At 71.2% G+C, this 25,571-nt stretch carries 18 protein-coding genes and 1 pseudogene; 11 read left to right on the top strand and 8 right to left on the bottom strand.

Translation table 11 applies throughout. The annotated features are described in order from the left end of the window. Positions 1–54: 54 nt before the first annotated feature. Together OHT74_RS25395 and OHT74_RS25390 are read right to left on the bottom strand one after the other, a co-directional pair. A complete protein-coding gene (locus tag OHT74_RS25395) occupies positions 55–918 on the bottom strand; it encodes an ABC transporter ATP-binding protein (protein ID WP_328621492.1) in 864 nt (287 codons plus the stop codon). Positions 919–1,043: 125 nt separating this feature from the next. Further along, positions 1,044–2,186, bottom strand: coding sequence for a SpoIIE family protein phosphatase (locus tag OHT74_RS25390; RefSeq protein WP_266667037.1), 1,143 nt, complete (start codon positions 2,184–2,186; stop codon positions 1,044–1,046). Positions 2,187–2,303: 117 nt separating this feature from the next. Between OHT74_RS25390 and OHT74_RS25385 the strand changes: the two genes are divergently transcribed. Next, entirely contained in the window at positions 2,304–3,539 is a 1,236-nt protein-coding gene (locus OHT74_RS25385) for a GNAT family N-acetyltransferase (protein ID WP_266667036.1), read from the top strand. A gap of 25 nt (positions 3,540–3,564) precedes the next feature. Here the strand turns inward: OHT74_RS25385 and OHT74_RS25380 are convergent, their stop codons facing one another. Both OHT74_RS25380 and OHT74_RS25375 read right to left on the bottom strand, forming a co-directional pair. Then, positions 3,565–4,371, bottom strand: coding sequence for an Fpg/Nei family DNA glycosylase (locus tag OHT74_RS25380; protein WP_266667035.1), 807 nt, complete (start codon positions 4,369–4,371; stop codon positions 3,565–3,567). Between the two features lie 72 nt (positions 4,372–4,443). Further along, positions 4,444–4,929: a ribose-5-phosphate isomerase gene (locus OHT74_RS25375; protein ID WP_266629240.1), complete on the bottom strand. Its 486-nt coding sequence runs from the start codon at positions 4,927–4,929 to the stop codon at positions 4,444–4,446. Between the two features lie 221 nt (positions 4,930–5,150). Between OHT74_RS25375 and OHT74_RS25370 the strand changes: the two genes are divergently transcribed. Then, complete coding sequence (locus OHT74_RS25370; RefSeq protein ID WP_266667034.1) at positions 5,151–6,584, top strand: amino acid permease; 1,434 nt, start codon at positions 5,151–5,153, stop codon at positions 6,582–6,584. A gap of 84 nt (positions 6,585–6,668) precedes the next feature. Here OHT74_RS25370 and OHT74_RS25365 read toward each other — a convergent pair whose 3' ends face one another. Next, positions 6,669–7,250 carry a biotin transporter BioY gene (locus tag OHT74_RS25365; RefSeq protein WP_266667033.1) on the bottom strand — a complete coding sequence of 194 codons (582 nt, stop codon included), beginning with the start codon at positions 7,248–7,250 and terminating at the stop codon, positions 6,669–6,671. A gap of 285 nt (positions 7,251–7,535) precedes the next feature. On the opposite strand from OHT74_RS25365, the gene OHT74_RS25360 reads away from it, so the two are divergent. Continuing rightward, positions 7,536–8,951: an amino acid permease gene (locus OHT74_RS25360; protein WP_443047536.1), complete on the top strand. Its 1,416-nt coding sequence runs from the start codon at positions 7,536–7,538 to the stop codon at positions 8,949–8,951. 71 nt (positions 8,952–9,022) lie between these two features. Here OHT74_RS25360 and OHT74_RS25355 read toward each other — a convergent pair whose 3' ends face one another. Then, positions 9,023–9,805, bottom strand: a complete 783-nt coding sequence (locus OHT74_RS25355; RefSeq protein ID WP_328621491.1) for an SDR family NAD(P)-dependent oxidoreductase — start codon at positions 9,803–9,805, stop codon at positions 9,023–9,025. 182 nt (positions 9,806–9,987) lie between these two features. Here OHT74_RS25355 and OHT74_RS25350 point away from each other — a divergent pair, with 182 nt between their 5' ends. Together OHT74_RS25350 and OHT74_RS25345 are read left to right on the top strand one after the other, a co-directional pair. Further along, positions 9,988–11,388 carry an amino acid permease gene (locus OHT74_RS25350; RefSeq protein ID WP_328621490.1) on the top strand — a complete coding sequence of 467 codons (1,401 nt, stop codon included), beginning with the start codon at positions 9,988–9,990 and terminating at the stop codon, positions 11,386–11,388. Positions 11,389–11,573: 185 nt separating this feature from the next. Beyond that, positions 11,574–12,230 (top strand): superoxide dismutase, encoded by a 657-nt coding sequence (locus tag OHT74_RS25345; protein WP_266667030.1) that lies wholly within the window; start codon positions 11,574–11,576, stop codon positions 12,228–12,230. A 153-nt stretch (positions 12,231–12,383) separates the two neighbouring features. On the opposite strand, the gene OHT74_RS25340 is transcribed toward OHT74_RS25345, so the two are convergent. Continuing rightward, positions 12,384–13,031 (bottom strand): mycothiol-dependent nitroreductase Rv2466c family protein, encoded by a 648-nt coding sequence (locus OHT74_RS25340; RefSeq protein WP_266629226.1) that lies wholly within the window; start codon positions 13,029–13,031, stop codon positions 12,384–12,386. A 124-nt stretch (positions 13,032–13,155) separates the two neighbouring features. Between OHT74_RS25340 and pepN (OHT74_RS25335) the strand changes: the two genes are divergently transcribed. The 5 genes and pseudogenes from pepN (OHT74_RS25335) to OHT74_RS25315 all read left to right on the top strand — a co-directional run bounded on the left by pepN (OHT74_RS25335) (position 13,156) and on the right by OHT74_RS25315 (position 22,213). Beyond that, on the top strand, positions 13,156–15,714 hold the full coding sequence (gene pepN, locus OHT74_RS25335) for an aminopeptidase N (protein WP_266667029.1): 2,559 nt from the start codon (positions 13,156–13,158) through the stop codon (positions 15,712–15,714). A 156-nt stretch (positions 15,715–15,870) separates the two neighbouring features. Then, entirely contained in the window at positions 15,871–16,830 is a 960-nt protein-coding gene (locus OHT74_RS25330; protein ID WP_328621489.1) for a hypothetical protein, read from the top strand. A gap of 68 nt (positions 16,831–16,898) precedes the next feature. Then, positions 16,899–17,327, top strand: a pseudogene (locus tag OHT74_RS25325) (ABATE domain-containing protein); the annotation flags it as partial. A 306-nt stretch (positions 17,328–17,633) separates the two neighbouring features. Further along, complete coding sequence (locus OHT74_RS25320; RefSeq protein ID WP_266667025.1) at positions 17,634–20,963, top strand: S8 family serine peptidase; 3,330 nt, start codon at positions 17,634–17,636, stop codon at positions 20,961–20,963. A 221-nt stretch (positions 20,964–21,184) separates the two neighbouring features. Beyond that, entirely contained in the window at positions 21,185–22,213 is a 1,029-nt protein-coding gene (locus tag OHT74_RS25315) for an aspartate-semialdehyde dehydrogenase (protein ID WP_266667023.1), read from the top strand. Positions 22,214–22,277: 64 nt separating this feature from the next. Here the strand turns inward: OHT74_RS25315 and OHT74_RS25310 are convergent, their stop codons facing one another. Further along, positions 22,278–22,799, bottom strand: a complete 522-nt coding sequence (locus tag OHT74_RS25310) for a DUF1203 domain-containing protein (RefSeq protein ID WP_328621488.1) — start codon at positions 22,797–22,799, stop codon at positions 22,278–22,280. A 141-nt stretch (positions 22,800–22,940) separates the two neighbouring features. On the opposite strand from OHT74_RS25310, the gene pepN (OHT74_RS25305) reads away from it, so the two are divergent. Continuing rightward, positions 22,941–25,520, top strand: coding sequence for an aminopeptidase N (gene pepN, locus OHT74_RS25305; RefSeq protein ID WP_328621487.1), 2,580 nt, complete (start codon positions 22,941–22,943; stop codon positions 25,518–25,520). Positions 25,521–25,571 lie beyond the last annotated feature (51 nt).

Genomic DNA, 25,571 nt, shown 5'->3' with positions numbered 1-25,571 from the left:
CGACGGCGCGCTCCGCGGACGGCCGCGGCGCGCACTGGTCAAGGCGGGGCAGCATCAGGCGGCCGCTCCCGCGTACGCCGGGGCGGTGAGGGCGGTCATCCGGTCGGCGATGGTCGCAGCGGAGCTGTGCGGCAGCCGGTCCGCGATCAGCCCGTCGGCGAGGAAGAGCACCTGGTCTGCGTGGGCTGCGGCAGCCGGGTCGTGGGTGACCATGACGATGGTGGCGCCCATGGAGTCCACGGCGGCCCGGAGCAGCCCGAGGACCTCGGCGGCGGTGGTGGTGTCGAGGGCGCCGGTGGGCTCGTCGGCGAAGACGACGTCGGGCCGGGTGATCAGGGCCCGCGCGATGGCGACGCGCTGCTGCTGGCCGCCGGAGAGCTCGGCGGGGCGACGCCGGCCCTTGCCCTCGAGGCCGACGCGGGCGAGCAGGTCGGCGGCCCGGCCCCGGTCCTGGCGGCCGCCGGCGAGCCGCATCGGGAGCAGCACGTTCTGCTCCACGGTGAGGGAGGGCAGCAGGTTGAAGGCCTGGAAGACGAAGCCGAGGCGGCTGCGGCGCAGTTCGGTGAGCTCGTTCTCGTTCATGCCGGTGATCTCGGTGCCGCCGAGGCGGACGGAGCCCGCGGTGGGCATGTCGAGTCCGGCCGCGCACTGCAGGAAGGTGGACTTGCCGGAGCCGGAGGGCCCCATCACGGCGGTGAAGCTGCCGCGGGGCAGGCCGAGGTCGATGCCGCGCAGGGCGTGCACGGTGGCGGCCCCCCGCCCGTACTCGCGCCGTACGCCGCGCAGCTCGACGGCGGCGGTGCTGTCGTAGCCCGTGCCGTACGGCGCACCGGACGCCGTGCCGTGCCCCGTGCCGTACGGCGTACCGGACGCCGTCTGCCCCGTCTCGCGCTGCCGCCTGCTCCGCCGGAGCCCCATGGTGTGCCGCCTTCCGTGTCCGTCGATGACCGTGGTCTCGACGCTACGGACGGAGGTACGGGGGCGGACATGGCGCAGCCGGGCGGATCACTGGTGGGGAAAACCCCACCCCGAGCGATCCGGGCTCAGGGTGAGCGGCGGATCAGGAGGAGCGCGCGGTCGTCGTTGACGTCCTTGGCGACCTTTTCGATCAGGTGCCAGGCAGCGCCGTCCCAGCCGGCGGCGACGTAGCGGTCGGCTTCGCCGGTGAGGCGGTCGATGCCCTCGCTGATGTCCCGGTCGGCGGTCTCGACGAGGCCGTCCGTGAAGAGCATGAGGACGTCGCCGCGGCGCAGGTTGCCGCGGGCGGGTTTGAACTCGGCGCCGTCGTAGACGCCGAGCAGCGGGCCCTCGCCGGACTTCTCCTGCCAGCGGCCGGTGCCCGCGGAGAGCTGGAGGGCGGGCAGGTGGCCGGCGGACAGGAGTTCGTAGTCGCCGGTCTCCAGGTCCAGGACGAGGTGGATGGAGGTGGCGAAGCCCTCGTCCCAGTCCTGGCGGAGCAGGTAGCCGTTGGCGGCGGGCAGGAAGCCGTGCGGGGGCAGGGCGCCGAGCAGGCCGCCGAACGCCCCGGACAGGAGCAGGGCGCGGGAGCCGGCCTCCATTCCCTTGCCGGAGACGTCGGTCAGGACGACCTCGAGGGTCCGGCCGCCGTTCGTGCGGGCGGCGACGACGAAGTCGCCGGAGAAGGACTGGCCGCCGGCCGGGCGCAGGGCCATCTCGCGGTGCCAGCCGCGCGGCAGGGCGGGCAGCTTGCTCTGGACCCGGATGCGTTCGCGCAGGTCGAAGAGCATGGTGCCGCCACGCCGCCAGGGCACGCCGACGCGGCTGCGGAACTGTGCGATGACGAGTCCGAAGAATCCGCAGGCGGCCACGACCAGGACCGTGCCGGGGGTGACCCGGGCGGGGCCGAGGGTGTACGGCCCGAGGACCAGGGCCTCGACGATGAGGGCCGCCGCGGAGGCCGCGTACAGCGCGAGCAGGCTCGCGGGGCGCAGCAGCAGCCCGCCCGCGACGATCGGCAGGACGAGGGCGGAGGGCGAGAACCAGACCGGCAGCATGATCGTGCCGCAGGCGATGGCGGGGATGGTCAGGAGCAGCCCGGCGAAGGCGAGCCAGTCGGAGGCGTCCCCGCGGAAGTAGTCGACGGCGGATTTGCGCAGGGCGGTGCGAGCCCGGTGCGACAGCATGCGCGTCCGGGCCATGAGCGTCTCCATGCGTGCTCCGGCCATTGCTTCGGGACCTTATCCATCCTGGCTGTGCATGCGCAGGGGGACCCCCGGACCCGAGGGCTCCGGCCGGTCGAAAACCCTTCGACTGTGACGGAATGCCCTGGTAAGGATGGCCGTATGGCTCTTGAGATGCGCGTATTGCAGGCTGATGAGTGGGATGTCTGGTACGACCACCTGGAACTGGCGTTCGGCGGGGTGCCCGAGTCTCCCCAGGAGCGGGAACTCTACAAGTCTCTGACGGAGCTCGGGCGCTCGCTGGGCGTCTGGGACGGCGGGACCTGCGTCGGCTCGGCCGGTGCCTTCTCGTTCCGCCTGTCGGTGCCGGGCGGCGCGGTGGTGCCGGCGGCCGGGGTCACGATGGTGGGCGTCGCGCCGACGCACCGCCGCCGGGGCGTGCTCACGTCGATGATGCGTCGCCAACTGGACGACATCCGGGCGGGTGGCGAGCCGCTCGCCGTGCTGACGGCCTCGGAGGCGGCGATCTACGGGCGGTTCGGCTACGGCATCGCGTCGTACGCGCTGGCCCTGGCCATCGACAGCACGCGCGTCCGGCTCTCGGTGCCGCCGGGGACGGACGAGGTGCGGCTGCGGCTCGTCGATCCGGAGAAGGCGCTGCCGGACTGCGAGCAGGTGTACGCGGAGCTGGTCGCGCGGCGGCCCGGCATGCCGGCCCGGCAGCCCGGCTGGGAGCGGCTGGCGGTACTGGATCCGGAGGTGATGCGCGAGGGCGCCTCGCCGCTGAGGTGCGTGGTGGCGGAGCGGACTGACGGCGGGGTGGCCGGGTACGCCCGCTACCGGGTCAGGGCCGACTGGGAGCCGCAGGGCCCGGAGGGCAAGGTCGAGGTGGCCGATCTCGATGCGCTGGACCCGGCGGCGACGGCCGCGCTGTGGCGCTACCTCTTCGAGATCGACCTGACCTCCACCGTGCGGGCCGGCAGGCGGCCGGTGGACGATCCGGTGCTCCATCTGGTCAGCGACGTCCGGCGGTCACGGCCGGGCCTGCGGGACTCGCTGCACCTGCGGCTGGTGGACCTGCCGGCCGCCCTGGAGGCGCGGTCGTACGCGGCCCCGCTGGACGTGGTGATGGAGGTCGAGGACGCGTTCTGCCCGTGGAACGAGGGGCGGTGGCGGCTGGTCTGCGACGCGCAGGGCGCCGCCCGCGTCACGCGGACCGCGGACCCGGCGGACCTGGAGCTGTCGGCCCGGGAGCTGGGCTCGGCGTACCTCGGCGGGATCACCCTGGCCGCGCTGGCGGCGGCCGGCCGGGTACGCGAGCTGCGCCCGGGCGCCCTGGCGGCGGCCTCGCGGGCCTTCACCGCCGATGTGGCCCCCTGGCTCCCGCACGGCTTCTAGGCCGCGGGCTTCACCGGGTCCGGCCTCACCGGGTCTGACACGACGGGCACCAGAAGAGGTTCCGCGCCGCCAGGTCGGCGGTGCGGACCTCGGCCCCGCAGATGTGGCAGGGCATGTTCGCCCTGCGGTAGACGTACACCTCGCCGCCGTGGTCGTCCACGCGCGGCGGGCGGCCCATGGCCTCGGGCAGGTGCTCGTCGCGGACCGTGTCGATCCGGTTGTTCCGTACGCCCTCGCGCATCAGCACCGCCAGGTCCGCCCACATGGCGTCCCACTCACCGCGCGCGAGGTCCTTGCCCAGCCGGTACGGGTCGATGCCGTGCCGGAAGAGGACCTCGGCGCGGTAGACGTTCCCGACGCCCGCGATCACCTTCTGGTCCATCAGCAGGGCGGCGACGGTGGTGCGGGAGCGGGAGATCCGCTTCCATGCGCGGTCCGGGTCGTCGGCCGGGCGCAGCGGGTCGGGGCCGAGCCGCTCGTGTATCGCCTTCTTCTCGGCCTCGCCGATCAGTGCGCAGGCCGTGGGGCCGCGCAGATCGGCCCAGTGCTCCGCATTGAGCAGCCGCAGCCGGACCGTGTCGGTGGCCGGGGGCGCCGGGGCGGGGCCGAAGCCGAGCTTGCCGAACAGGCCGAGGTGGATGTGGATCCAGGCGTCGCCGAGTTCCAGGAACAGGTGCTTGCCGTGTGCCTCGGCGCTCTCCAGGTCCCGCCCGTCGAGCAGGGCGGCGCTCTCTGCGAAGCGGCCCTGCGGGCTGCTCACCCGGACCGGCCGCCCGGCGAAGCGCTCGGTGTGGTCCTGGGCGAGGCGGTGGATCGTATGCCCCTCGGGCACTGCACTGCTCCTACCTCTGGAAACGGCCGTGCCGCCGGGCCGGAAGCCACGGCGGCACGGCGAAGCGGAAGATCAGCCCTGCGGGTGGTGGGCGGGGATCGGGGGGAGCTCGCCGGTGGTCTCGTACGCGGAGAGCATCTCGATGCGGCGGGTGTGGCGCTCCTCGTCGGAGTACGGGGTCGCCAGGAAGGCCTCGATGAAGCTGACGGCCTCGTCCTGGGTGTGCATGCGGCCGCCGACGGAGATCACGTTGGCGTTGTTGTGCTCGCGGCCGAGCTTCGCGGTCTCGACGCTCCAGGCCAGGATGGCGCGGACGCCCTTGACCTTGTTCGCGGCGATCTGCTCGCCGTTGCCGGAGCCGCCGATCACGATGCCGAGGCTGTCGGCGTCCGCGGCGGTCTTCTCCGCGGCGCGCAGGCAGAACGGCGGGTAGTCGTCCACCGCGTCGTAGATGTGGGGCCCGCAGTCGACGGGCTCGTGGCCGTTGTTCTTGAGCCAGTCCACCAGGTGGTTCTTGAGCTCAAAGCCGGCATGGTCGGATCCGAGGTACACGCGCATGCGACGAGTGTGGCACGAGCGGCCCGGAAGATCCGCGGAGGGGTGTCGCGTAAGTCACTTCTAAAGCTCAAGTAAACCCAAAGAACGCAGATGGGACAGGGCGGGACCCACGTCCTGGACTTTCATCCCAAGGCAACGATCCGGACTGAGGTCTTCCGTCCTGCGTTCATCTCAGGTTTGAATGCCGGGGCCTCGCAACCCGAGAACCTAAGGATCCGTCCATGAGCTCCACGACGACCCTTCAGAAGGAAGGCAACCCCACCGGTAACTCCGGTGAGGGCCTGCCCTCCGACGGTCTGAAGGCCGGTCTCAAGAACCGCCACCTTTCCATGATCGCCATTGGCGGCGTCATCGGCGCAGGTCTCTTCGTCGGCTCTGGTGGCGGCATCGCCAAGGCCGGCCCCGCCATCCTGATCTCCTACGCGCTCGTCGGCGCGATGGTCGTCTTCGTGATGCGGATGCTGGGCGAGATGGCCGCCGCCAGCCCGAACTCCGGCTCCTTCTCCGCCTACGCCGACCGCGCGCTCGGCCGCTGGGCCGGCTTCTCCATCGGCTGGCTGTACTGGTTCTTCTGGGTCGTCGTGCTGGCCGTGGAGGCCACCGCGGGTGCGCAGATCCTCGAGGGCTGGGTTCCGGCCGTCCCGCAGTGGGCCTGGGCGCTCATCGTGATGGCGGTCCTGACCGTCACCAACCTCGGCTCGGTCGCCTCGTACGGCGAGTTCGAGTTCTGGTTCGCGGGCATCAAGGTCGTCGCCATCGGCGCGTTCGTGATCATCGGCATGCTGGCCGTGTTCGGCGTGCTGCCGGGCTCGGACAACCCGGGCGCGGGCTTCGCCCACCTGACCGACGCCGGCGGCTTCATGCCGAACGGCTGGGGCTCGATCCTCACCGGTGTGCTGATGGTCGTCTTCTCCTTCATGGGCAGCGAGATCGTCACGCTGGCCGCCGGCGAGTCCGAGGACCCGCGCCGCGCGGTCACCAAGGCCACCAACTCGGTGATCTGGCGCATCGGTGTCTTCTACCTGGGCTCGATCTTCATCGTGCTCACGCTGCTGCCGTGGAACGACAAGTCGATCGTCGACAAGGGCTCGTACGTCGCCGCCCTGGACTCCATCGGCATCGCGCACGCCGGCCAGATCATGAACGTGATCGTCCTGACGGCCGTCCTGTCCTGCCTGAACTCGGGCCTCTACACCGCCTCCCGCATGGCGTTCTCGCTGGGTGAGCGCGGTGACGCCCCGAAGGCGTTCGCCAAGGTCAGCAAGAACGGTGTGCCGACGATCGCGATCCTGGGCTCCGTCGTGTTCGGCTTCGTCGCCGTCTACTTCAACTACGCCTTCAAGGACACCGTCTTCAGCTTCCTGCTGAACTCCTCGGGTGCGATCGCGCTCTTCGTGTGGCTGGTCATCTGCCTGACCCAGCTGCGCATGCGCAAGATCCTCGTCCGCGAGGCGCCGGAGAAGCTGACGGTCAAGATGTGGCTCTTCCCGTACCTGACGTGGGCCACCGCCGCGATGATCACCTTTGTCCTGGCCTACATGGTCTACGACAAGGACAACCGCGAGACGGTCATGCTGTCGCTGCTGGTCGCCGCCGTCGTGCTGGTCATCGGCGTGGTGCGCGACATGCGCCGCAAGGCTGCCGAGCGCGTCTAGGCAGGCATGCAAGCAAGCACGGCAGCCCCGGACCACTTCGCGTGGTCCGGGGCTGCCGTGCTTGCAGCGCTTGCCGTGCGGGGGCTACTTGCGGCCGGCCAGCTTCCAGGTGGCGGGCAGCAGACCCATGGCCAACGCCGCCTTGAGCGCGTCGCCGATCAGGAACGGGGTCAGACCCGCCGCGACGGCCGCGCCGAACGACATCCCGGTGGACAGCGCCAGGTACGGGACGCCGACCGCGTAGATCAGGGCGGAGCCCAGCGCCATCGTGGCGGCCGTACGGAGCACCGAGCGGTCGGCGCCGCGGCGGGCCAGGGCGCCCACGACGGTGGCGGCGAGCAGCATGCCGAGCACGTAGCCGAAGGAGGCGCCGCCCGCGCCGGAGGTACCGCCCGCGAACCACGGCACGCCCGCCATGCCGACGAGCGCGTAGAGGGCGAGCGAGAGGAAGCCGCGGCGGGCACCGAGGGCGGTACCCACCAGCAGGGCCGCGAAGGTCTGGCCGGTGACCGGGACCGGGGAGCCGGGGACGGGCACGGAGAGCTGCGCGGCCAGGCCGGTGAGCGCGGCTCCGCCGACGACGAGCGCGATGTCGCGGACGCGGCTCGCGGGCAGCAGGTCGGCGAGGACGGCGCCGGGGCGGAAGGAGACGGAAGCAGTGCTCATCGGAGGCTCCGCGGAGTGAGGGTGACGGGACGATCACCGACGCTAATGCGCGGCAGGGCGCCTCCCCACCACCGGCCGGGACAAAGCCCTACTCACCGGTTTGGTGGGGAGTGCACAAAGAGGCCGGTTCACACCTGACATGCAGTGATCCACGTCACGAGCCAGATTCAGACAACACGTCCGTTTTGCACGGAGGGGCGCCGTCCGGCGAGACTGTAGGGTCCCGCCAATCCTCTGCGGAGCCCCCACCGCCGCTGCCGAGCACGAGAGTACGAGCACCCACTCATGCGCGACCGCTTGCCCACCGCACCGCCCGCCGGGCCCACCCCGCCTCCGGGGACCGAGATGCCGACGGAACCCCTCAGCCACAGCCTCAAGCAGCGCCACCTGACCATGCTGGGTCTCGGCGGCGTGATCGGCGCCGGGCTGTTCGTCGGCTCCGGCGCCGGCATCGGCATCGCCGGCCCCGCGATCATCTGCTCGTACCTGCTGGCGGGCGCCCTCGCCATGCTGGTGATGCGCGCGCTCGGCGAGATGTCGGCGGCGATGCCCGCCTCCGGCTCGTTCTCCGTGTACGCGGAGCGGGCGCTGGGCCGCTGGGCCGGGTTCTCCGCGGGCTGGCTCTACTGGTTCCTGCTGGTCGTGGTGCTGGCCGTGGAGGCCACCGGCGCGGCGAAGATCGCGAACGGCTGGCTGCCCTCGGTCGACCAGTGGGTCTGGGTGCTGATCTTCATGGTGGTCTTCACCGTGAGCAACCTGGCCGCCGTGAAGAACTTCGGCGAGTTCGAGTTCTGGTTCGCGGCCCTCAAGGTCTGCGCGATCGTGCTGTTCCTGATCCTCGGCACCCTCGCGATCTTCGGCGTGCTGCCGGACACCGACCCCATCGGCATGGCCAACCTCACCGGCCAGGGAGGCTTCTTCCCCGAGGGCTTCGGCGGAGTGGTCGCCGGCATGCTCGCCGTCATCTTCGCCTTCGGCGGCCTGGAGGTCGTCACCATCGCGGCAGCCGAGTCCGACGACCCGGCCAAGTCCGTGGCCCGCGCGGTGCGCAGCGCCGTGTGGCGCATCCTCTTCTTCTACGTCGGCTCGATGGTGGTCATCGTCACCCTGCTGCCGTGGCACTCGCTGAAGCCGGGCGAGAGCCCGTACGTCGCGGTGCTGGACTCCATCGGGATCCCGGCGGCGGGCCAGATCATGAACATCGTGGTGTTCGTGGCGCTGCTCTCCGCGCTCAACGCCAACCTGTACGGCTCCTCCCGCATGGTGTTCTCGCTGGCCGAGCGCGGCGAGGCGCCCAAGGCGCTGCTGAAGGTGTCCGGCGGCGGAGTGCCGCGCCGGGCCGTGTTCGCCTCGGTGGCCTTCGGCTTCGTGTCGGTGGTGCTGAACCTGCTGTGGCCGGAAACCGTCTTCCTCTACATGCTCAACGCGGTCGGCGCGGTGCTGCTGTTCGTGTGGGCGCTGATCGCGGTCTCGCAGCTGAAGCTGCGCCGCGCGCTGGAGCGGGACATGCCGGAGCGCCTCACGCTGCGGATGTGGTGCTTCCCGTACCTGACGTGGGCGGCGCTGGTCGGCATGGCTGCGGTGCTGGTGCTGATGCTGTTCGACGACTCGGCGCGGCCGCAGCTGCTGTGGTCCACGGGTGCGGCGGGCGCCGTGCTGGTGGTGGCCTGGGTGCGGGAGCTGCGGGCGCCGCGGGCGTGATCCCGCGGCAGCGGTGAAGGAGCAGGCCCCCGTGCCCGGCGCGCGGGGGCCTGCTGCGTGTTCCGGGGCCGTCAGGTCCGCAGGTACGAGGCGCCGTTGACGTCGAGCACGGTGCCCGAGCTCCAGCGCGCGGCGGGCGAGGCCAGGTGCAGCACGGCCGCGGCGACCTCCTGAGGGGTACCGACCCGGCCGAAGGGGCTCTGCGCCCGGATCCGCTCGCCCTCCTCCCCTTCGAGCCTCCCGGCGACCCGTTCGGTGGCCACGAACCCGGGCGCCACGGAGGCCACGGCGATGCCGTGCGGGGCCAGGGAGACGGCGAGGGACTGGCCGAGTGCGTGCAGGGCCGCCTTGGTGGCGCCGTATGCCGGGTGGTCCGGCTCGCCGCGGAACGCCCCGCGCGAGCCTATGTTGACGACGCGGCCCTCCCGCCGGCCGGCGATCATGTGGCGGGCGACGCAGTGGGTGAGGTTGGCCGGGGCGAAGAGGTTGACGGCGGCCGTCTGCCGCCAGGCCTCCTGCCAGTCGGCGTACGAGGTCGTGGGCAGCGGGTGCGCGACCATCACGGCGGCGTTGTTCACGAGGACGTCGATGCCGCCGAGCGCCTCCTCGGTCTCGGCCGCGAGGGCTTCCACCCGGGCCGGGTCGGCGAGGTCGCCGCTGACGAGGACGTGCCCCTCGCCCGGCAGGTCCGCGAGGGTGCGCTCGGCGTCCGCCTGCCGGACCGTGCAGTGCACCGCAACCCGGTCGCCCCGCTCGGCGAAGGCCGTGGCAATGGCCCGCCCGATCCCCCGGGACGCCCCGGTGACGAGCACCCCCCGGCCCGTGGCGGTCAATTCCCTTGTCCCGTGGTCCATTCGGCCGTCCACCGGTCCCCCTGTCATCATGCCTCCCGCGTCCTGTCGGCAGCGTACGGGGATGATCACGGCCGGTCATCCGGTTGTCCGCATATCGGACGTCGACCGACCGAAGATCGGACAGGGGTGAGACTGGGGCACCTCATCACGTCCCCCCGCACAACCGGACAGGCACACCCCCAATGAGTCAGAGCACCCTGACACCCCCCGAAGCACCGCAGACCGGCGCCGGATCCCCCCTCGGCAACGGCCTCAAGCAGCGCCACCTCTCGATGATCGCCCTCGGCGGGGTCATCGGCGCCGGCCTCTTCGTCGGCTCCGGCGCAGGCATCGCCGCCGCGGGCCCCTCGATCGTGATCGCGTACGCCGCGTCCGGGCTGCTCGTGATGTTCGTGATGCGGATGCTCGGCGAGATGTCCGCCGCGAACCCCGCCTCCGGCTCGTTCTCCGTGCACGCGGACCGGGCGATCGGCCCCTGGGCCGGGTTCACGGCCGGCTGGATGTTCTGGACGCTGCTGTGCGTGGGCGTGGCCGTCGAGGCGATCGGCGCGGCGCACATCATGACCGGCTGGTTCCCCGGCACTCCGTCCTGGATCTGGGTGCTGGCCTTCATGGCCCTGTTCTGCGGCACCAACCTGGCCGCCGTCTCCCACTTCGGCGAGTTCGAGTTCTGGTTCGCCGCCCTCAAGATCGGTGCGATCGCGCTCTTCCTGGGCCTGGGCGTGCTGGCCGTCCTGGGCCTGCTGCCCGGCACCTCCTCTCCCGGCGCCGCCAACCTGCTGCACGACGGCGGGTTCCTGCCGGGCGGCATGGACGGCCTGCTGGTCGGACTGCTGGCCTCGGTCGTCGCGTACGGCGGCCTGGAGACGGTGACCATCGCGGCAGCCGAGTCCGACGACCCCGTCAAGGGCGTGGCCAGGGCCGTGAAGACCACCATGTGGCGGATCGCGATCGTCTACGTCGGCTCCATGCTGGTCATCGTCACGCTGCTGCCGTGGAACGACCCGGCGGTGACCGGGGAGGGCCCGTACGCGGCCACCCTGGACCACCTGGGCATCCCGGCCGCCGGCGAGATCATGAACGTGGTCATCCTGATCGCCCTGCTGTCGGCGATGAACGCCAACGTCTACGGCTCCTCGCGGATGGCCCATTCGCTCGTCTCCCGCGGACAGGGCCCCAAGGCGCTGGGCAAGGTCAGCGGCCGGGTGCCGCGCCGCGCGGTGCTCGCCTCCTGCGGGTTCGGCTTCGTCACCGTGCTGCTGTCGTACTGGTACCCGGACACCCTGTTCGCCTGGCTGCTGAACATGGTCGGCGGGGTCATCCTCGTCGTCTGGGGTTTCATCGCCGTCTCGCAGTTCGTGCTGCGGCGCCGACTGGGGCGGGAGGCCCCCGAGAAGCTGGTCGTGAAGATGTGGGGCTTCCCGTACCTGACCTGGGTGGCGCTGGCCGGGGTGGCCGGGGTCCTGGTCCTGATGGTCCTGGGCGAGGACACCCGGCTCCAGGTGGTGTTCACCGGCGGCCTCACCCTCGCCTTCGCGGCGACGGGCTACGTGATGCAGCGCCGGGCCGCGGCCCGGGCCTGACCGTCCCTCACACGACGAAGGCGCTCCCCTTGCCACCGGGCACGGGGAGCGCCTTCGTCGTACCCGGGGCACACGCGACGAGGTCAGGTAACCCTTACGTGATCACCGGAATAGATACTGCTAGCGTGCAGTTGCGCATTGATTGCAATAAGCAGTTGGCACGCTGAGGGGACCGGATAACACGCATGGCCATCTACACGCTTCCTGAGCTTCCGTACGACTACGCGGCGCTCGAGCCGGTGATCAACCCGCAGATCATCGAGCTGCACCACGACAAGCACCACGCGGCCTACGTCGCCGGCGCCAACACCACGCTGGAGCAGCTGGAGGAGGCGCGCGACAAGGAGAACTGGGGCGCGCTGAACGGCCTGGAGAAGAACCTGGCCTTCCACCTCTCCGGCCACATCCTGCACAGCATCTACTGGCACAACATGGCCAGCCCGAAGACCGGTGAGGGCGGCGGCGAGCCCACCGCCGCGGACGGCATCGGCGAGCTCGCGGACGCCATCACCGAGTCCTTCGGCTCCTTCGCGAAGTTCAGGAAGCAGCTGACGTTCGCGTCCTCCGCCACGCAGGGCTCCGGCTGGGGCGTGCTCGCGTACGAGCCGGTCAGCGGCCGCCTGCTCGTCGAGCAGATCTACGACCACCAGGGCAACGTCGGCCAGGCCTCGGTGCCGATCCTGGTCTTCGACGCCTGGGAGCACGCCTTCTACCTGCAGTACAAGAACCAGAAGGTGGACTTCATCGAGGCCATGTGGAACGTCGTCAACTGGCAGGACGTGGCCAAGCGCTACGCCGACGCCAAGGCGAACACCCCGCTGCTGATCCCCGCCAAGGGCTGATCACAGCCCCGTGAGCCTCCCCCAGCCTTCGGCCGGGAGGTGCCCCCAGCCTCGTGATCGTCTTCTCAGCCTTCGCGTATGGGGGTCCAACGGAAGACCCCCGCAAGGACGTGACTTGCGGGGGTCTTCCGTACTTTCTGCGTCCCGGGAGGCCTACTCGAAGATCGGGCCCTTGGTGCGGGTGCGCTTGATCTCGTAGAAGCCGGGGGTGGAGGCGACCAGCAGGGTGCCGTCCCACAGCCGGGCCGCGGCCTCGCCGCGCGGGGTCGGGGTGACGACCGGCCCGAAGAAGGCCACCTCGTCGCCCTCGGCGCCGGGTACGGAGATCACCGGGGTGCCGACCTCCTGGCCGACGCGCTCGATCCCGTTGTTGTGGGAGTCGCGCAGCACCTGGTCGTACTCGTCGGAGTCGGCGTAGGCGAGCAGCTCGGCCGGGAGGCCGACCTCCTCCAGCGCCTCGGCGATGACCTCGCGGGTCGCGCCCTTGTCCTCGTTGTGGATCCGGGTGCCGAGCGCGGTGTAGAGCTTGCCGGTGATCTCGTCACCGTGCTTCTGCTGGGCCGCGATGACCACGCGGACCGGCGCCCAGCCCTTGGGGCCGAGGATTTCGCGGTAGCGCTCGGGCAGTTCGTCGAGCTTGTTCTCGTTGAGGACGGCGAGGCTCATCACGTGCCAGCGCACCTCGACGTCGCGGACCTTCTCGACCTCCAGCATCCAGCGGGACGTCATCCAGGCCCAGGGGCAGAGCGGGTCGAACCAGAAGTCGACCGGGGTCTTCTCTCGCACCTGGGTGTCGGCCATGTCTCTCCTCGAGTCGCTTGGGTACCTCGCGTCGTGTTCCCCCTCGCCAACCAGGCCAGGACCTTCCGCATTCCCCCATGGGAGGATTCGATCAGGTATCGCGATCACGCACGAAGGAGTGCACGTGCCCGGAGAGAATCTGTCCCGTGACGAGGCCCGCGAGCGGGCCGAGCTGCTGTCCGTCGACGGGTACGAGGTGGTCCTCGACCTGAGGTCCGCCGTGGACGAGGCCGAACCGGCCCAGGGCCCCCGGACCTTCCGCTCGGTGACCACGATCCGCTTCCGGGCCGCGGCCCCCGGCTCGGCCAGCTTCGCGGACCTCGTCGCCCCGTCGGTGAACTCCGTCACACTCAACGGGCGCGCACTGGACCCGGCCGCCGTCTTCGACGGGGCGCGGATCGCCCTGGCCGGGCTGGCCTCCGAGAACGTCCTGGTGGTGGACGCGAACTGCGCGTACAGCCGGACGGGCGAGGGCATGCACCGCTTCGTGGACCCGGAGGACGGCGAGGTCTACCTCTACACCCAGTACGAGCCGGCCGACGCCCGCCGGGTGTACGCGAACTTCGAGCAGCCGGACCTGAAGGCGCCGTACCGCTTCGAGGTGACCGCGCCGGAGGGCTGGCAGGTGTGGAGCAACGGGGCGGAGGAGTCCCGCGAGGGGCTGACCCGGCGCTTCGCCGAGACTGCGCCGATCTCCACGTACATCACGTGCGTGGTGGCGGGCCCGTACCACTACGTGACGGACACCTACACGCGCGGGGACCTGACGATCCCGCTGGGCGCGATGTGCCGCAAGGGGCTGGCGAAGCACTTCGACGCGGACGACGTCTTCCTGGTCACCAAGCAGGGCTTCGACTTCTTCCACGAGCACTTCGACTACCCGTACCCGTTCGGGAAGTACGACCAGGCCTTCGTGCCCGAGTACAACCTGGGCGCGATGGAGAACCCGGGGATGGTGACCTTCCGCGAGGAGTACATCTTCCGCGGCAAGGTGACGCGGGCCGCGTACGAGCGCCGCTGCAACACGATCCTGCACGAGATGGCCCACATGTGGTTCGGCGACCTCGTCACCATGAAGTGGTGGGACGACCTGTGGCTGAAGGAGTCCTTCGCGGACTTCATGGGCTCCTTCTCGCAGGTGGAGGCGACCCGCTTCGACCAGGCGTGGGTGACCTTCGCCAACAGCCGCAAGGCGTGGGCGTACCGGGCCGACCAGCTGCCCTCCACGCACCCGATCACGGCCGACATCCGTGACCTGGAGGACGCGAAGCTCAACTTCGACGGCATCACGTACGCCAAGGGCGCGGCGGTGCTCAAGCAGCTGGTGGCGTACGTGGGGCGGGACGCGTTCCTCGAGGGCGCGCGGCGCTACTTCAAGGCCAACGCGTACGGGAACACCACGCTGGACGACCTGCTGGCGGTGCTCGGGGAGGTCTCCGGGCGGGACATGGCCGAGTGGTCGCGGGGGTGGCTGCAGACGGCCGGCGTGAACGTGCTGACGCCGGTGGTGACGTACGACGCGGGCGGCCGGGTGACCGAGCTGGCGGTGGTCCAGGAGGGCGAGGAGCTTCGCCCCCACCGGGTCGCGGTCGGCCTGTACCGGCTGGAGGACGGCTCGCTGGTCCGCTACGCGCAGGCCGAGGCGGACGTGGCGGGGGTCCGGACGGTCGTGGCGGAGCTGGCCGGGCAGGAGCGGCCCGACCTGGTGCTCGTCAACGACGAGGACCTCACCTACTGCAAGATGCGCCTCGACGAGGGCTCGCTGGAGACCCTGCGCGTGCGGCTGGGAGACGTGGCGGACCCGCTGGCGCGGGCGCTGTGCTGGTCGGCGCTGTGGAACCTGACGCGGGACGGGCTGATGCCGGCGCGCGACTTCGTCTCGATGGTGCTGGCCCACGCCGGGCGCGAGAGCGACGTCGGCGTGCTGCAGATGGTGCACGCGCAGGCGCTGACCGCGGTCACGCACTACGCGGCGGCCGACTGGCGCGAGCAGGGCGGCCGGGTGCTGTCGGCGGTCGCGCTGCAGGAGCTGCGGATGGCGGAGCCGGGCTCGGAGCACCAGCTGACGTGGGCCCGCTTCTTCGCGGCGAGCGCGGCGACGGAGGGCGACTTCCAGCTGCTGCTGGGGCTGCTGGACGGGTCGGCGCGGATCGACGGGCTGGACGTGGACCAGGAGCTGCGGTGGGACTTCCTGCTGCCGCTGGCCGCGCACGGCGCCGTGGACGAGGCCGTGCTGGCGGCGGAACTGGCGCGGGACGACACCGCGTCGGGCAAGCGGCACCAGGTGCGGTGCCTTGCGGCGCGGCCGTCCGAGGCGGTCAAGGACCAGGCGTGGGCAGCGGTCGTCGAGTCGGACGCGCTGTCGAACGCTCTGGTGGAGGCGACGATCGCGGGCATGCAGCAGTCTTCGCAGCGGGCGCTGCTGGCCCCTTACGCGGAGCGCTACTTCGAGGTGATCGAGCGGATCTGGGCGGAGCGCTCGATCCAGATCGGCATGCACGTGGTGAAGGGGCTGTACCCGTCGCTGGAGGACTCGCCGGCCACGCTGGCCGCGACGGACGCCTGGCTGTCGGCCCACGAGTCGGCTCCGCCGGCGCTTCGCCGCCTGGTGCTGGAGGCCCGTGACGACCTGGCCCGCGCCCTGCGCGCGCAGGCCTGCGACGCGGCGGCCGGCGCGGTGTAGCGCACCGTCGGCGGGGCTGGTCGCCGGCCCCGCCGACGGAAGCGAACGACGGTATCGGCTTTCGAACGGCCGTACTTTAGTGCGGGGTTGTCCGGATTTGTCGACGGGAACGTAACAGGGGTTAGCAGGGCGGGTGCGAGCGGGAATCTCCGCCGCATGAACCACAACGCACCCCTCCCCCTCGCCCACCTCACCGGCAGCCGCCCCCGCGTGCTGAGCCTCGCCCAGCTCCGCGAGCACGGCGTGAGCGCCTCCGACGCCGCCGCGCGGCCCTGGCAGGAGATCCTGCCGGGGGTGTTCCTGCTCCACCCGGGCGCCGCGACCAGCGAGGAGCGCCTGCACGCCGCCCTGCTGTACGCGGGCCGCCGCGGCGGCGAGGCCATGATCACCGGGCTGGCGGCCCTCGCGCTGTACCGGTTCGGCTCCGCCCCCGCGCTGACGGCCCTCGCGCAGATCGACGTGCTGGTGCCCCACACCCGCCGGCTCCGCTCCGTCGGCTCCGTACGGATCGTGCGGTCACACACCCCGCCCCGCGCGCAGCAGGTGACCGGGCTGCCCGTCGCGCCCGCGGCCAGGGCCGTGGCCGACGCCGTCGCCCACCTCTCCGACGCGGGCACCGTACGCCGCCTGCTGAGCGAGGCCGTCCGCGGCGGGCACTGCGAACCCGGCGCCGTCGTACGGGAGCTGACGGTGGCCCGGCTGCTGAACCGCCCCCACGTGGTGGACGCCGTCGAGTCCCTGCTCGCCGAGGGCCGGGCCCTCGCCGAGGACCGGCTGTACCAGCTCGTACGGGGCTACGAGCTGCCCGAGCCGGCCTGGAACGTGGACCTGCGCCTGCCCGGCGGCCCGCACCTGGGCGGGGTCGACGCGTTCTGGCCCGAGCAGGCAGTCGCCGTGGAGATCGACACCCGCGCGCCCCGGCAGGGCGAGGACGAGCAGTTCTCGGAGGCCGTCCGCAAGCGGGAGACCCTGGAGCGGCTCGGGGTGACCGTCCTGCACATCACCCCGCGCAAGCTCCGCGACTGGCCCGAGCAGCAGGCCGCGGTCGTCCGGACCGCCCTGACGGCGTCCGCCGACCGCGAGCCCGCCGCCTACCTGGTCGTACTCCCCCGGTGAGGGGCGACCAGCACGGGCCGGTCACGTACGCTCCACGGATCGGCAGGCATGCACGGAGGAGCGGTGGGATGGCGGCAGAGACGGCGGATCCCCGCCCGCTGACGGGCGGACCGATCGCCCTGGACCTGCTGAACACGCGCTGGACCCAGGACGGCGAGCCCGCCGACCTCTTCGCCGGGGCCTTCGGGCTGACCCGGGTCGAGGGGCTCGCGATCTGGCTGCGCAGCGCCGGGCTGGCCGACCGCTTCCGCGCCGACGCCGCCACCCTCGTCCACCTGCTGACCGCCCGCGAGGCGCTGGCCCGCGCCGTCGCGGACCCGGCCGACGCGAGTGCGCGCGCCCTGATCGACGCCGTCCTGGAGCACGGGCGGATCCGGGTCACCCTGACCGCCGAGGGCCCGGGCGAGCGGGCCGAGTTCGACGACCCGACCTGGGGTCCGGCCTGGACGGCCGCCCGCGACTACCTGGAGCTGCTGGTCTCTGCGCCCGAGCGGCTCCACGAGCACTACGCGCGCACGCGCGAGCGCTGAGAAGCCTGAAGTTGTCACACCCGGTCTGAGACCGGGCGCCGCCTCACCTCCGCCAAGAGGTCGGGAAGTCGACAAAGCAACTCTCTAACCCCTGTGATTCGTACGAGTACGCCCCGGTACGGCCTTGATGGCACATCCCCTGAGCTGGCGGGAGTCCGCCATGTCAGGTCTCGGTCAAGACAACGCTCCCCAAAGAGCTGTCACTTGCGCAAAGCTGACCGGTCATCCGGCACCGAAATCCGGACCGTATCTTTCACTTATCCAGGGATGCTGATGACCCTCGAATCCCCCAGCTCCATATCCGGGGCCAGACGCGTTGCACGCGTCGCGGCCGCGGCCGGTCTGGTCGCCGCGCTCGCGACCGCGGGCGCGATGCCCGTGTTCGCGGCCACCGGTCCCGCAGCCGGCACCCCGGGCACCGGCCCGGCCGTCAAGTCCGCCGACCAGAAGATGGGTTCGGCGGACGCCGAGCTTCTTCAGGACGCCAAGGCCAAGGGTGACGCGACCGTCACCGTCATGGTGGCCACCGCCCCCGGCCAGACCAAGCAGGTCGCGGACCAGCTCGGTGCGGTCCAGGGCGCCTCGGTCGGCCAGACGAACGACAAGCTCGGCTACGTGCGGGCCACGCTGCCCACCGGCAAGGCCGAGGCCGCGCTGAAGGCGGCCGCCAAGCTGTCCTCGGTGCACGCCATGGACCTCAAGCACGAGATCCAGCTGTCGGACCCGCGCCCCGACGGTGGCAAGGAATCGAGCTCGGCGAAGAAGACCGCCTCCGAGACCTACCCTGGGCCGGACAAGAACACCCCCGCGAAGAACCCGTACAACCCGTCCTTCGAGACCGGTGCGGTGGACTTCGTCGCCAAGAACCCGCAGGCCGACGGCCGCGGCGTGACCATCGGCATCCTGGACTCGGGCGTCGACCTCGGCCACCCGGCGCTCCAGAAGACCACCACGGGCGAGCGCAAGATCGTCGACTGGGTCACCGCGACCGACCCGATCACCGACAACGACGCCACCTGGCGCGCGCAGATCACCCCGGTCACGGCCGCGGGCGGCACCTTCAGCGCGGGCGGCCAGAGCTGGAAGGCTCCGGAGGGCTCGTACCAGTGGAGCCGGTTCAGCGAGTCGATCACCGCCACCGGTGACATGAAGGGCGACGTCAACCGGGACGGGGACACCACCGACCGGTTCGGCATGCTCTACGACGCCGCCGCCGGCACCGTCCGCGTCGACACCGACCAGGACGGCGACTTCACGAACAACGAGCCGATGAAGCCGTACAAGGACGGCTACCAGATCGGCTACTTCGGCACGGACAACCCGGCGACCGACGTCGCCGAGCGCATCCCGTTCGTGATCCAGATCCGCAAGGACGTCCCGATGGACCCGCTCGGCGGGGACTGGGTCGGCAAGAAGGCCGACTTCGTCAACATCGGCATCATCGAGTCCGAGCACGGCACGCACGTCGCCGGCATCACCGCCGCCAACAGCCTCTTCGGCGGCAAGATGAACGGCGAGGCGCCCGGCGCGAAGATCGTCTCCTCGCGCGCCTGCTCCTGGTCCGGCGGCTGCACCAACGTCGCGCTGACCGAGGGCATGATCGACCTCGTCGTCAACCGCGGTGTGGACATCGTCAACATGTCCATCGGCGGCCTGCCGGCGCTGAACGACGGCAACAACGCCCGCGCCGAGCTCTACAAGAACCTCATCGACACCTACGGTGTCCAGCTCGTCATCTCGGCGGGCAACGAGGGCCCCGGTGTCAACACCATCGGCGACCCCGGTCTCGCGGACAAGGTCATCTCCGTGGGTGCCGCGGTCTCCAAGGAGACCTGGGCCGCCAACTACGGCTCCGGCGTGACCAAGAAGTACAACATGTTCCCGTTCTCCTCGCGCGGTCCGCGTGAGGACGGCGGCTTCACGCCGACCATCACCGCCCCCGGCGCGGCCATCAACACCACGCAGACCTGGCTGCCCGGCGGACCGGTGAAGGAGGCCGGCTACAACCTGCCGGCCGGTTACTCGATGCTGCAGGGCACCTCGATGTCCTCGCCGCAGGCGGCGGGCGCCGGCGCCCTGCTGATCTCGGCCGCGAAGCAGCAGCACATCGCGCTCACCCCGGCGGGCCTGCGCGTCGCGCTCACCAGCACCGCGAAGAAGATCGACGACGTCCCGGCGCACGCCCAGGGCGCGGGTCTGATCGACATCAACGGTGCGTGGGAGTCCATCCAGCGCGGTGCCAAGGCGAACGAGTTCACCGTCAAGGCGCCGGTCGACACCGCGATCGACCAGTTCCTGAAGACCCCGGGCTTCGGCACCGGCCTCTACGACCGCGAGGGCGGCCTCAAGGTCGGCCAGAAGAAGGTCTACGACGTCGTCGTCACCCGCACCACGGGCGTCAAGTACGGCACCCGGCACAACCTGAGCTGGCGCAACAACGACGGCACGTTCAAGGTCGTCGGCGGCTACGACTACGTCACGCTGCCGCTGAACAAGCCGGTCACCATCAAGGTCGAGGCCAAGCCCACGACGGCCGGCGTCCACAGCGGCATCCTGCAGCTGGACGACGAGACCACCGAGGGCATCGACAAGCAGATCCTGACCACGGTCGTCGCCTCCACCCCGCTGGCGAAGCCGTCGTTCACGCTGTCGGACACCTCCTCCGTGCAGCGCAACAGCCACAAGTCGTACTTCGTCACCGTCCCGCAGGGTGCGAAGTCCCTCGAGGTCGCCCTCGGCGGTCTCGCGGCGGGCAGCCAGACGCGCTTCATCTCGATCCACCCGTACGGTGTGGGCGTCGAGGACAGCGCGACCACCATGTGCTACCCGAACTACGACAACCCGGCCAACAAGTGCCGCCCCGACCTGCGCTCGTACGAGAACCCGCAGCCGGGCGTCTGGGAGATCGAGGTCGAGTCGCGCCGTACGTCGCCGCTGCTCGACAACCCGTTCAAGCTGGACGTCAGCGTCCTCGGTGCGGCCTTCGACCCGGCGGTCAAGGTCCTGCCCGAGGTGAAGCAGGGCACCCCGGCCCCGGTCCAGTGGACGATCAAGAACGATGCCGCCGCCATCTCCGGCGGCAAGCTCCAGGGCGGTCCGCTCGGCTCCGCGAAGGTCGCCAAGCCGACCATCGCGAACGGCGAGACCCAGACGAGCACCGTCACCATCGGTGAGGGCGTCTCCCGCCTGGACGTGGCCATCGGCGGTGTCTCCGACACCGGTGCCGACCTCGACCTCACCGTCCTCAAGGACGGCGTGAAGGTCGGCTCGTCCGCCGACGGCGACTCCGAGGAGGCCGTGACCCTGCTCAACCCGGCCGCCGGTACCTACACCATCCAGGTGGACGGCTACGCCGTTCCGTCCGGGTCCACCACGTTCAACTACCGCGACGTGTACTTCTCGTCCGCCCTGGGCTCCGTCCAGGTCGACGAGGGTGCCGCGGTGAACCTCGCCAACGGTGCCTCGGCCTCCGTCACGGCGAACGTCCTCGCGGCCGCTCCGGCCCCCGAGGGCCGTCAGTTCTTCGGCGAGGTCAAGCTGCTCAACGCCCGCGGCACCGCCGCCGGCACCGGCAGCGTCCAGATCGAGAAGGTCACCCCGTAGTACCTCCGGTTCCACGGTTCCGGACCGAAGGGGCGGTGCTCTTGCGAGCACCGCCCCTTCGGGCTTCTCCTGGCCGGCGAGCCACGGCTACCGGACGGTAATCAGGTTCACATCCGCAGGAAACCGTCCGTTCCTCGGACAATGGATTGGACAAGCCTCGTGGGGTCGAACGCATGATGGCTTCACGCGCGCACGCGTCGTACGGAGCAGAAGGAGTCACCGTGAGGGTCGGAATCGTCGGAGCCACCGGTCAGGTCGGCGCAGTCATGCGCGGCATCCTCGCCGAGCGCAAGTTCCCGGTGGACGAGCTGCGGCTGTTCGCCTCGGCCCGTTCCGCGGGCTCGACCCTCGAGTGGGAGGGCAAGGAGATCACCATCGAGGACGCCTCCACGGCCGACTACACCGGCCTGGACATCGTCCTCTTCTCCGCGGGCGGCTCGACGTCCAAGGCCCTCGCCGAGAAGGTCGCCTCCCAGGGTGCGGTCGTGATCGACAACTCCTCCGCATGGCGCCGCGACCCCGACGTGCCCCTCGTCGTCTCCGAGGTCAACCCGCACGCGATCAAGAACCGCCCCAAGGGCATCATCGCGAACCCGAACTGCACCACCATGGCCGCGATGCCGGTGCTGCGCCCGCTGCACGACGAGGCCGGCCTGACCGCGATGGTCGCCACCACCTACCAGGCCGTCTCCGGCTCGGGCCTGGCCGGTGTGGCCGAGCTCAAGGGCCAGGCCTGCGCCGTCTCCGAGGCCGCCGACCAGCTGACCTTCGACGGCGGCGCCGTGGACTTCCCGGAGCCGGCCGTCTACAAGCGCCCCATCGCCTACAACGTGGTCCCGCTCGCGGGCAACCTCGTCGACGACGGCTCCTTCGAGACCGACGAGGAGCAGAAGCTCCGCAACGAGTCCCGCAAGATCCTGGAGATCCCGGAGCTCAAGGTCTCCGGCACCTGCGTGCGCGTGCCGGTCTTCTCCGGCCACTCCCTCCAGGTCAATGCCCGCTTCGCGAACCCGATCAGCGTGGAGCGCGCGTACGAGCTGCTGAAGGACGCCCCGGGCGTCGAGCTCTCGGAGATCCCGACCCCCCTGCAGGCGGCGGGCAAGGACGCCTCGTACGTCGGCCGCATCCGCGTCGACGAGACGGTCGAGAACGGCCTCGCGCTGTTCCTGTCGAACGACAACCTGCGCAAGGGCGCGGCCCTGAACGCGGTCCAGATCGCCGAGCTCGTCGCCGAGGAACTGCGCGGCTGAGCCTTCGACCACGCGTAAAGGGCGGCACCGGTCGGTGCCGCCCTTTACGCGTTCCCGCCGGCCGTCAGGGCCTGCGGGCCTCGAAGAGGAAGCAGCCGAACTCGGTTGCACGGACGTGCACGAGGGCGACCTCCGGGTCGGCGAAGGCCTCCGCCAGCGCCTCCTCCAGTACTGCGTCCGGTTCCTCGCCGAGGGACAGGGCGCGCCCGCCGAGGATCCGGCCCCCGGCGTCGTAGCGGCGCGCCGTGCGCAGTGCGCCGGGGGAGGCGAAGGGGTATCCGGGGGCCCCGGCAGGGCCGCCGCAGTCGGCGGCGTGGATGAACACCGGGCCCTGCTCGTCGTACGCGCCCGGGTCGGCGCCGGTCTCGGCGGCCCAGCGGCGCAGCGGCGCGTACGCGACGAGGGCGATCAGCTCCCCGGGGTGGCTGCGGCGCAGGCAGCAGCGCAGCGGGGCTCCGCCCTCGGGGTCCTCGTAGGGCAGGCAGGGCCGGCCGGCGTCGTCACGGACGCGCAGGCCGGCGAGGACGGCGGGGGCGAGGGGGCGTACGGCGTGGAGCGCCGGTCGGGGCGCCGGTTGCGTGGTCATGCCGTCCAGGGTGCCCGCCCGGACCCGGCGAAGCTGGCGGAAATCGGACGCCGCGTTTCGCCCGTGGATTACTCCAGGGCACCTGGTCTGCGCCACGTGGAAGGATGGCGGGGCAACGTCACCATCGAAGGAGATGAACGCGTGCCTGGCACGAATCTGACCCGTGAAGAGGCTCAGCAGCGGGCGAAGCTGCTCAGCGTCGACTCGTACGAGATCGACCTCGACCTGAGCGGGGCGCAGGAGGGCGGCACGTACCCCTCCGTGACCACCGTGCGCTTCCAGTCCGCCGAGGCGGGCGCGGAGACCTTCATCGACCTGGTCGCTCCGGCCGTGCACGAGGTCGTCCTGAACGGCGAGTCGCTGGACGTGGCCGAGGTCTTCCGGGACTCGCGCATCGCGCTGCACCACCTCGCGGCCGGGGCCAACGAGCTGAAGGTCGTCGCGGACTGCGCGTACACCAACACGGGCGAGGGCCTGCACCGCTTCGTCGACCCGGTCGACGAGCAGGCCTACCTGTACACCCAGTTCGAGGTGCCGGACGCGCGGCGCGTGTTCGCCAGCTTCGAGCAGCCCGACCTGAAGGCGACGTTCCGGTTCACCGTGACGGCCCCCGAGGGCTGGACGGTCATCTCGAACTCCCCGACGCCGGAGGCTGCGGACGTCAAGGACAACGTCTGGCGCTTCGAGCCGACGCCGCGCATCTCCACGTACATCACGGCGCTGATCGTCGGCCCGTACCACGCGGTGCACAGCTCGTACGAGGGCCCGAACGGCCAGTCGGTGCCGCTCGGCATCTACTGCCGGCCGTCGCTCGCCGAGTTCCTGGACGCCGACGCGATCTTCGCCGTCACGCGTCAGGGTTTCGACTGGTTCCAGGAGAAGTTCGCGTACGACTACCCGTTCGCGAAGTACGACCAGCTCTTCGTCCCCGAGTTCAACGCGGGCGCGATGGAGAACGCGGGCGCGGTCACCATCCGCGACCAGTACGTCTTCCGCTCGAAGGTGACGGACGCGGCGTACGAGGGCCGTGCCGAGACGATCCTCCACGAGCTCGCGCACATGTGGTTCGGCGACCTGGTCACCATGGAGTGGTGGAACGACCTGTGGCTGAACGAGTCGTTCGCGACGTACACCTCGATCGCCTGCCAGGCGTACGCCGAGGGCACGAAGTGGCCGCATGCGTGGACGAGCTTCGCCAACTCGATGAAGACCTGGGCGTACCGGCAGGACCAGCTGCCGTCCACCCACCCGATCATGGCCGACATCCGTGACCTGGACGACGTCCTGGTCAACTTCGACGGCATCACGTACGCCAAGGGCGCCTCGGTGCTCAAGCAGCTCGTCGCCTACGTGGGCACGGAGGCCTTCTTCAAGGGCGTGCAGGCGTACTTCAAGGCCCACGCGTTCGGGAACACGCGCCTGTCGGACCTGCTGGGCGCCCTCGAGGAGACCTCGGGCCGCGACCTGACCACCTGGTCGAAGGCATGGCTGGAGACGGCCGGCATCAACATCCTGCGCCCCGCGATCGAGACCGACGCGGCCGGGAACATCACCGCGTTCGCGGTCCGCCAGGAGGCCCCGGCGCTGCCCGCGGGCGCCAAGGGCGAGCCGACCCTTCGGCCGCACCGGATCGCGATCGGCCTGTACGACCTGGACGGCGGCAAGCTCGTCCGTACGGACCGGATCGAGCTGGACATCGACGGCGCGCTGACGGAGGTGGCGGAGCTGGTCGGCCGGACCCGTCCGGCGGTCGTCCTGCTGAACGACGACGACCTGTCGTACGCCAAGGTCCGCCTGGACGAGGTCTCCCTCGCCAACGTCACCGCGCACCTGGGCGACTTCACCGAGTCGCTGCCGCGGGCGCTGTGCTGGGCCTCGGCGTGGGACATGACCCGCGACGGCGAACTGGCCACGCGCGACTACCTCGCCCTCGTCCTGTCGGGCATCGGCAAGGAGTCGGACATCGGCGTCGTCCAGTCGCTGCACCGGCAGGTGAAGCTGGCCGTCGACCTGTACGCCGACCCGGCGTGGCGCGAGCAGGGCCTGGCGACCTGGACCGACGCGACGCTGGAGCACCTGCGCGGCGCCGAGCCGGGCAGCGACCACCAGCTGGCGTGGGCCCGCGCGTTCGCGGCCACGGCCCGCACCGAGGGGCAGCTGACCTACCTGTCCGCGCTGCTGGACGGTTCGGCGGAGATCGAGGGCCTGGTCGTCGACACCGAGCTGCGGTGGGCGTTCCTGGAGCGCCTGGTCGCCACGGGTGTGCTGGACGAGCCGGCCATCGCGGCGGAGCTGGAGCGCGACCGTACGGCGGCGGGCGAGCGCCACGCGGCCACCGCGCGGGCCGCGCGTCCGACGGCGGAGGCCAAGGCCGGGGCGTGGGCCTCGGTGGTGGACTCGGCGGACCTGCCGAACGCCGTGCAGGAGGCCGTGATCGGCGGCTTCGTGCAGACCGACCAGCGCGAGCTGCTGGCCCCGTACACCGAGAAGTACTTCGCGGTGATCAAGGGGATCTGGGAGAACCGCAGCCACGAGATCGCCCAGCAGATCGCGGTGGGCCTGTACCCGTCCCTGCAGGTCTCCCCGGAGACCCTGGCGGCGACGGACGCGTGGCTGGCCTCGGCGGAGCCGAACGCGGCCCTGCGCCGCCTGGTCTCGGAGTCCCGCTCGGGCGTGGAGCGCGCCCTGAAGGCCCAGGCAGCAGACGCAGCCTCCGCCTGACCCCACCCCTGGCGGGCCCGGCCGAGCACGTTCGGCCGGGCCCGCCGGGCA

This window comes from Streptomyces sp. NBC_00354, assembly GCF_036106915.1.
Taxonomy (GTDB): Bacteria; Actinomycetota; Actinomycetes; order Streptomycetales; family Streptomycetaceae; genus Streptomyces.
This window is presented reverse-complemented; position numbering and strand designations above follow the sequence as displayed.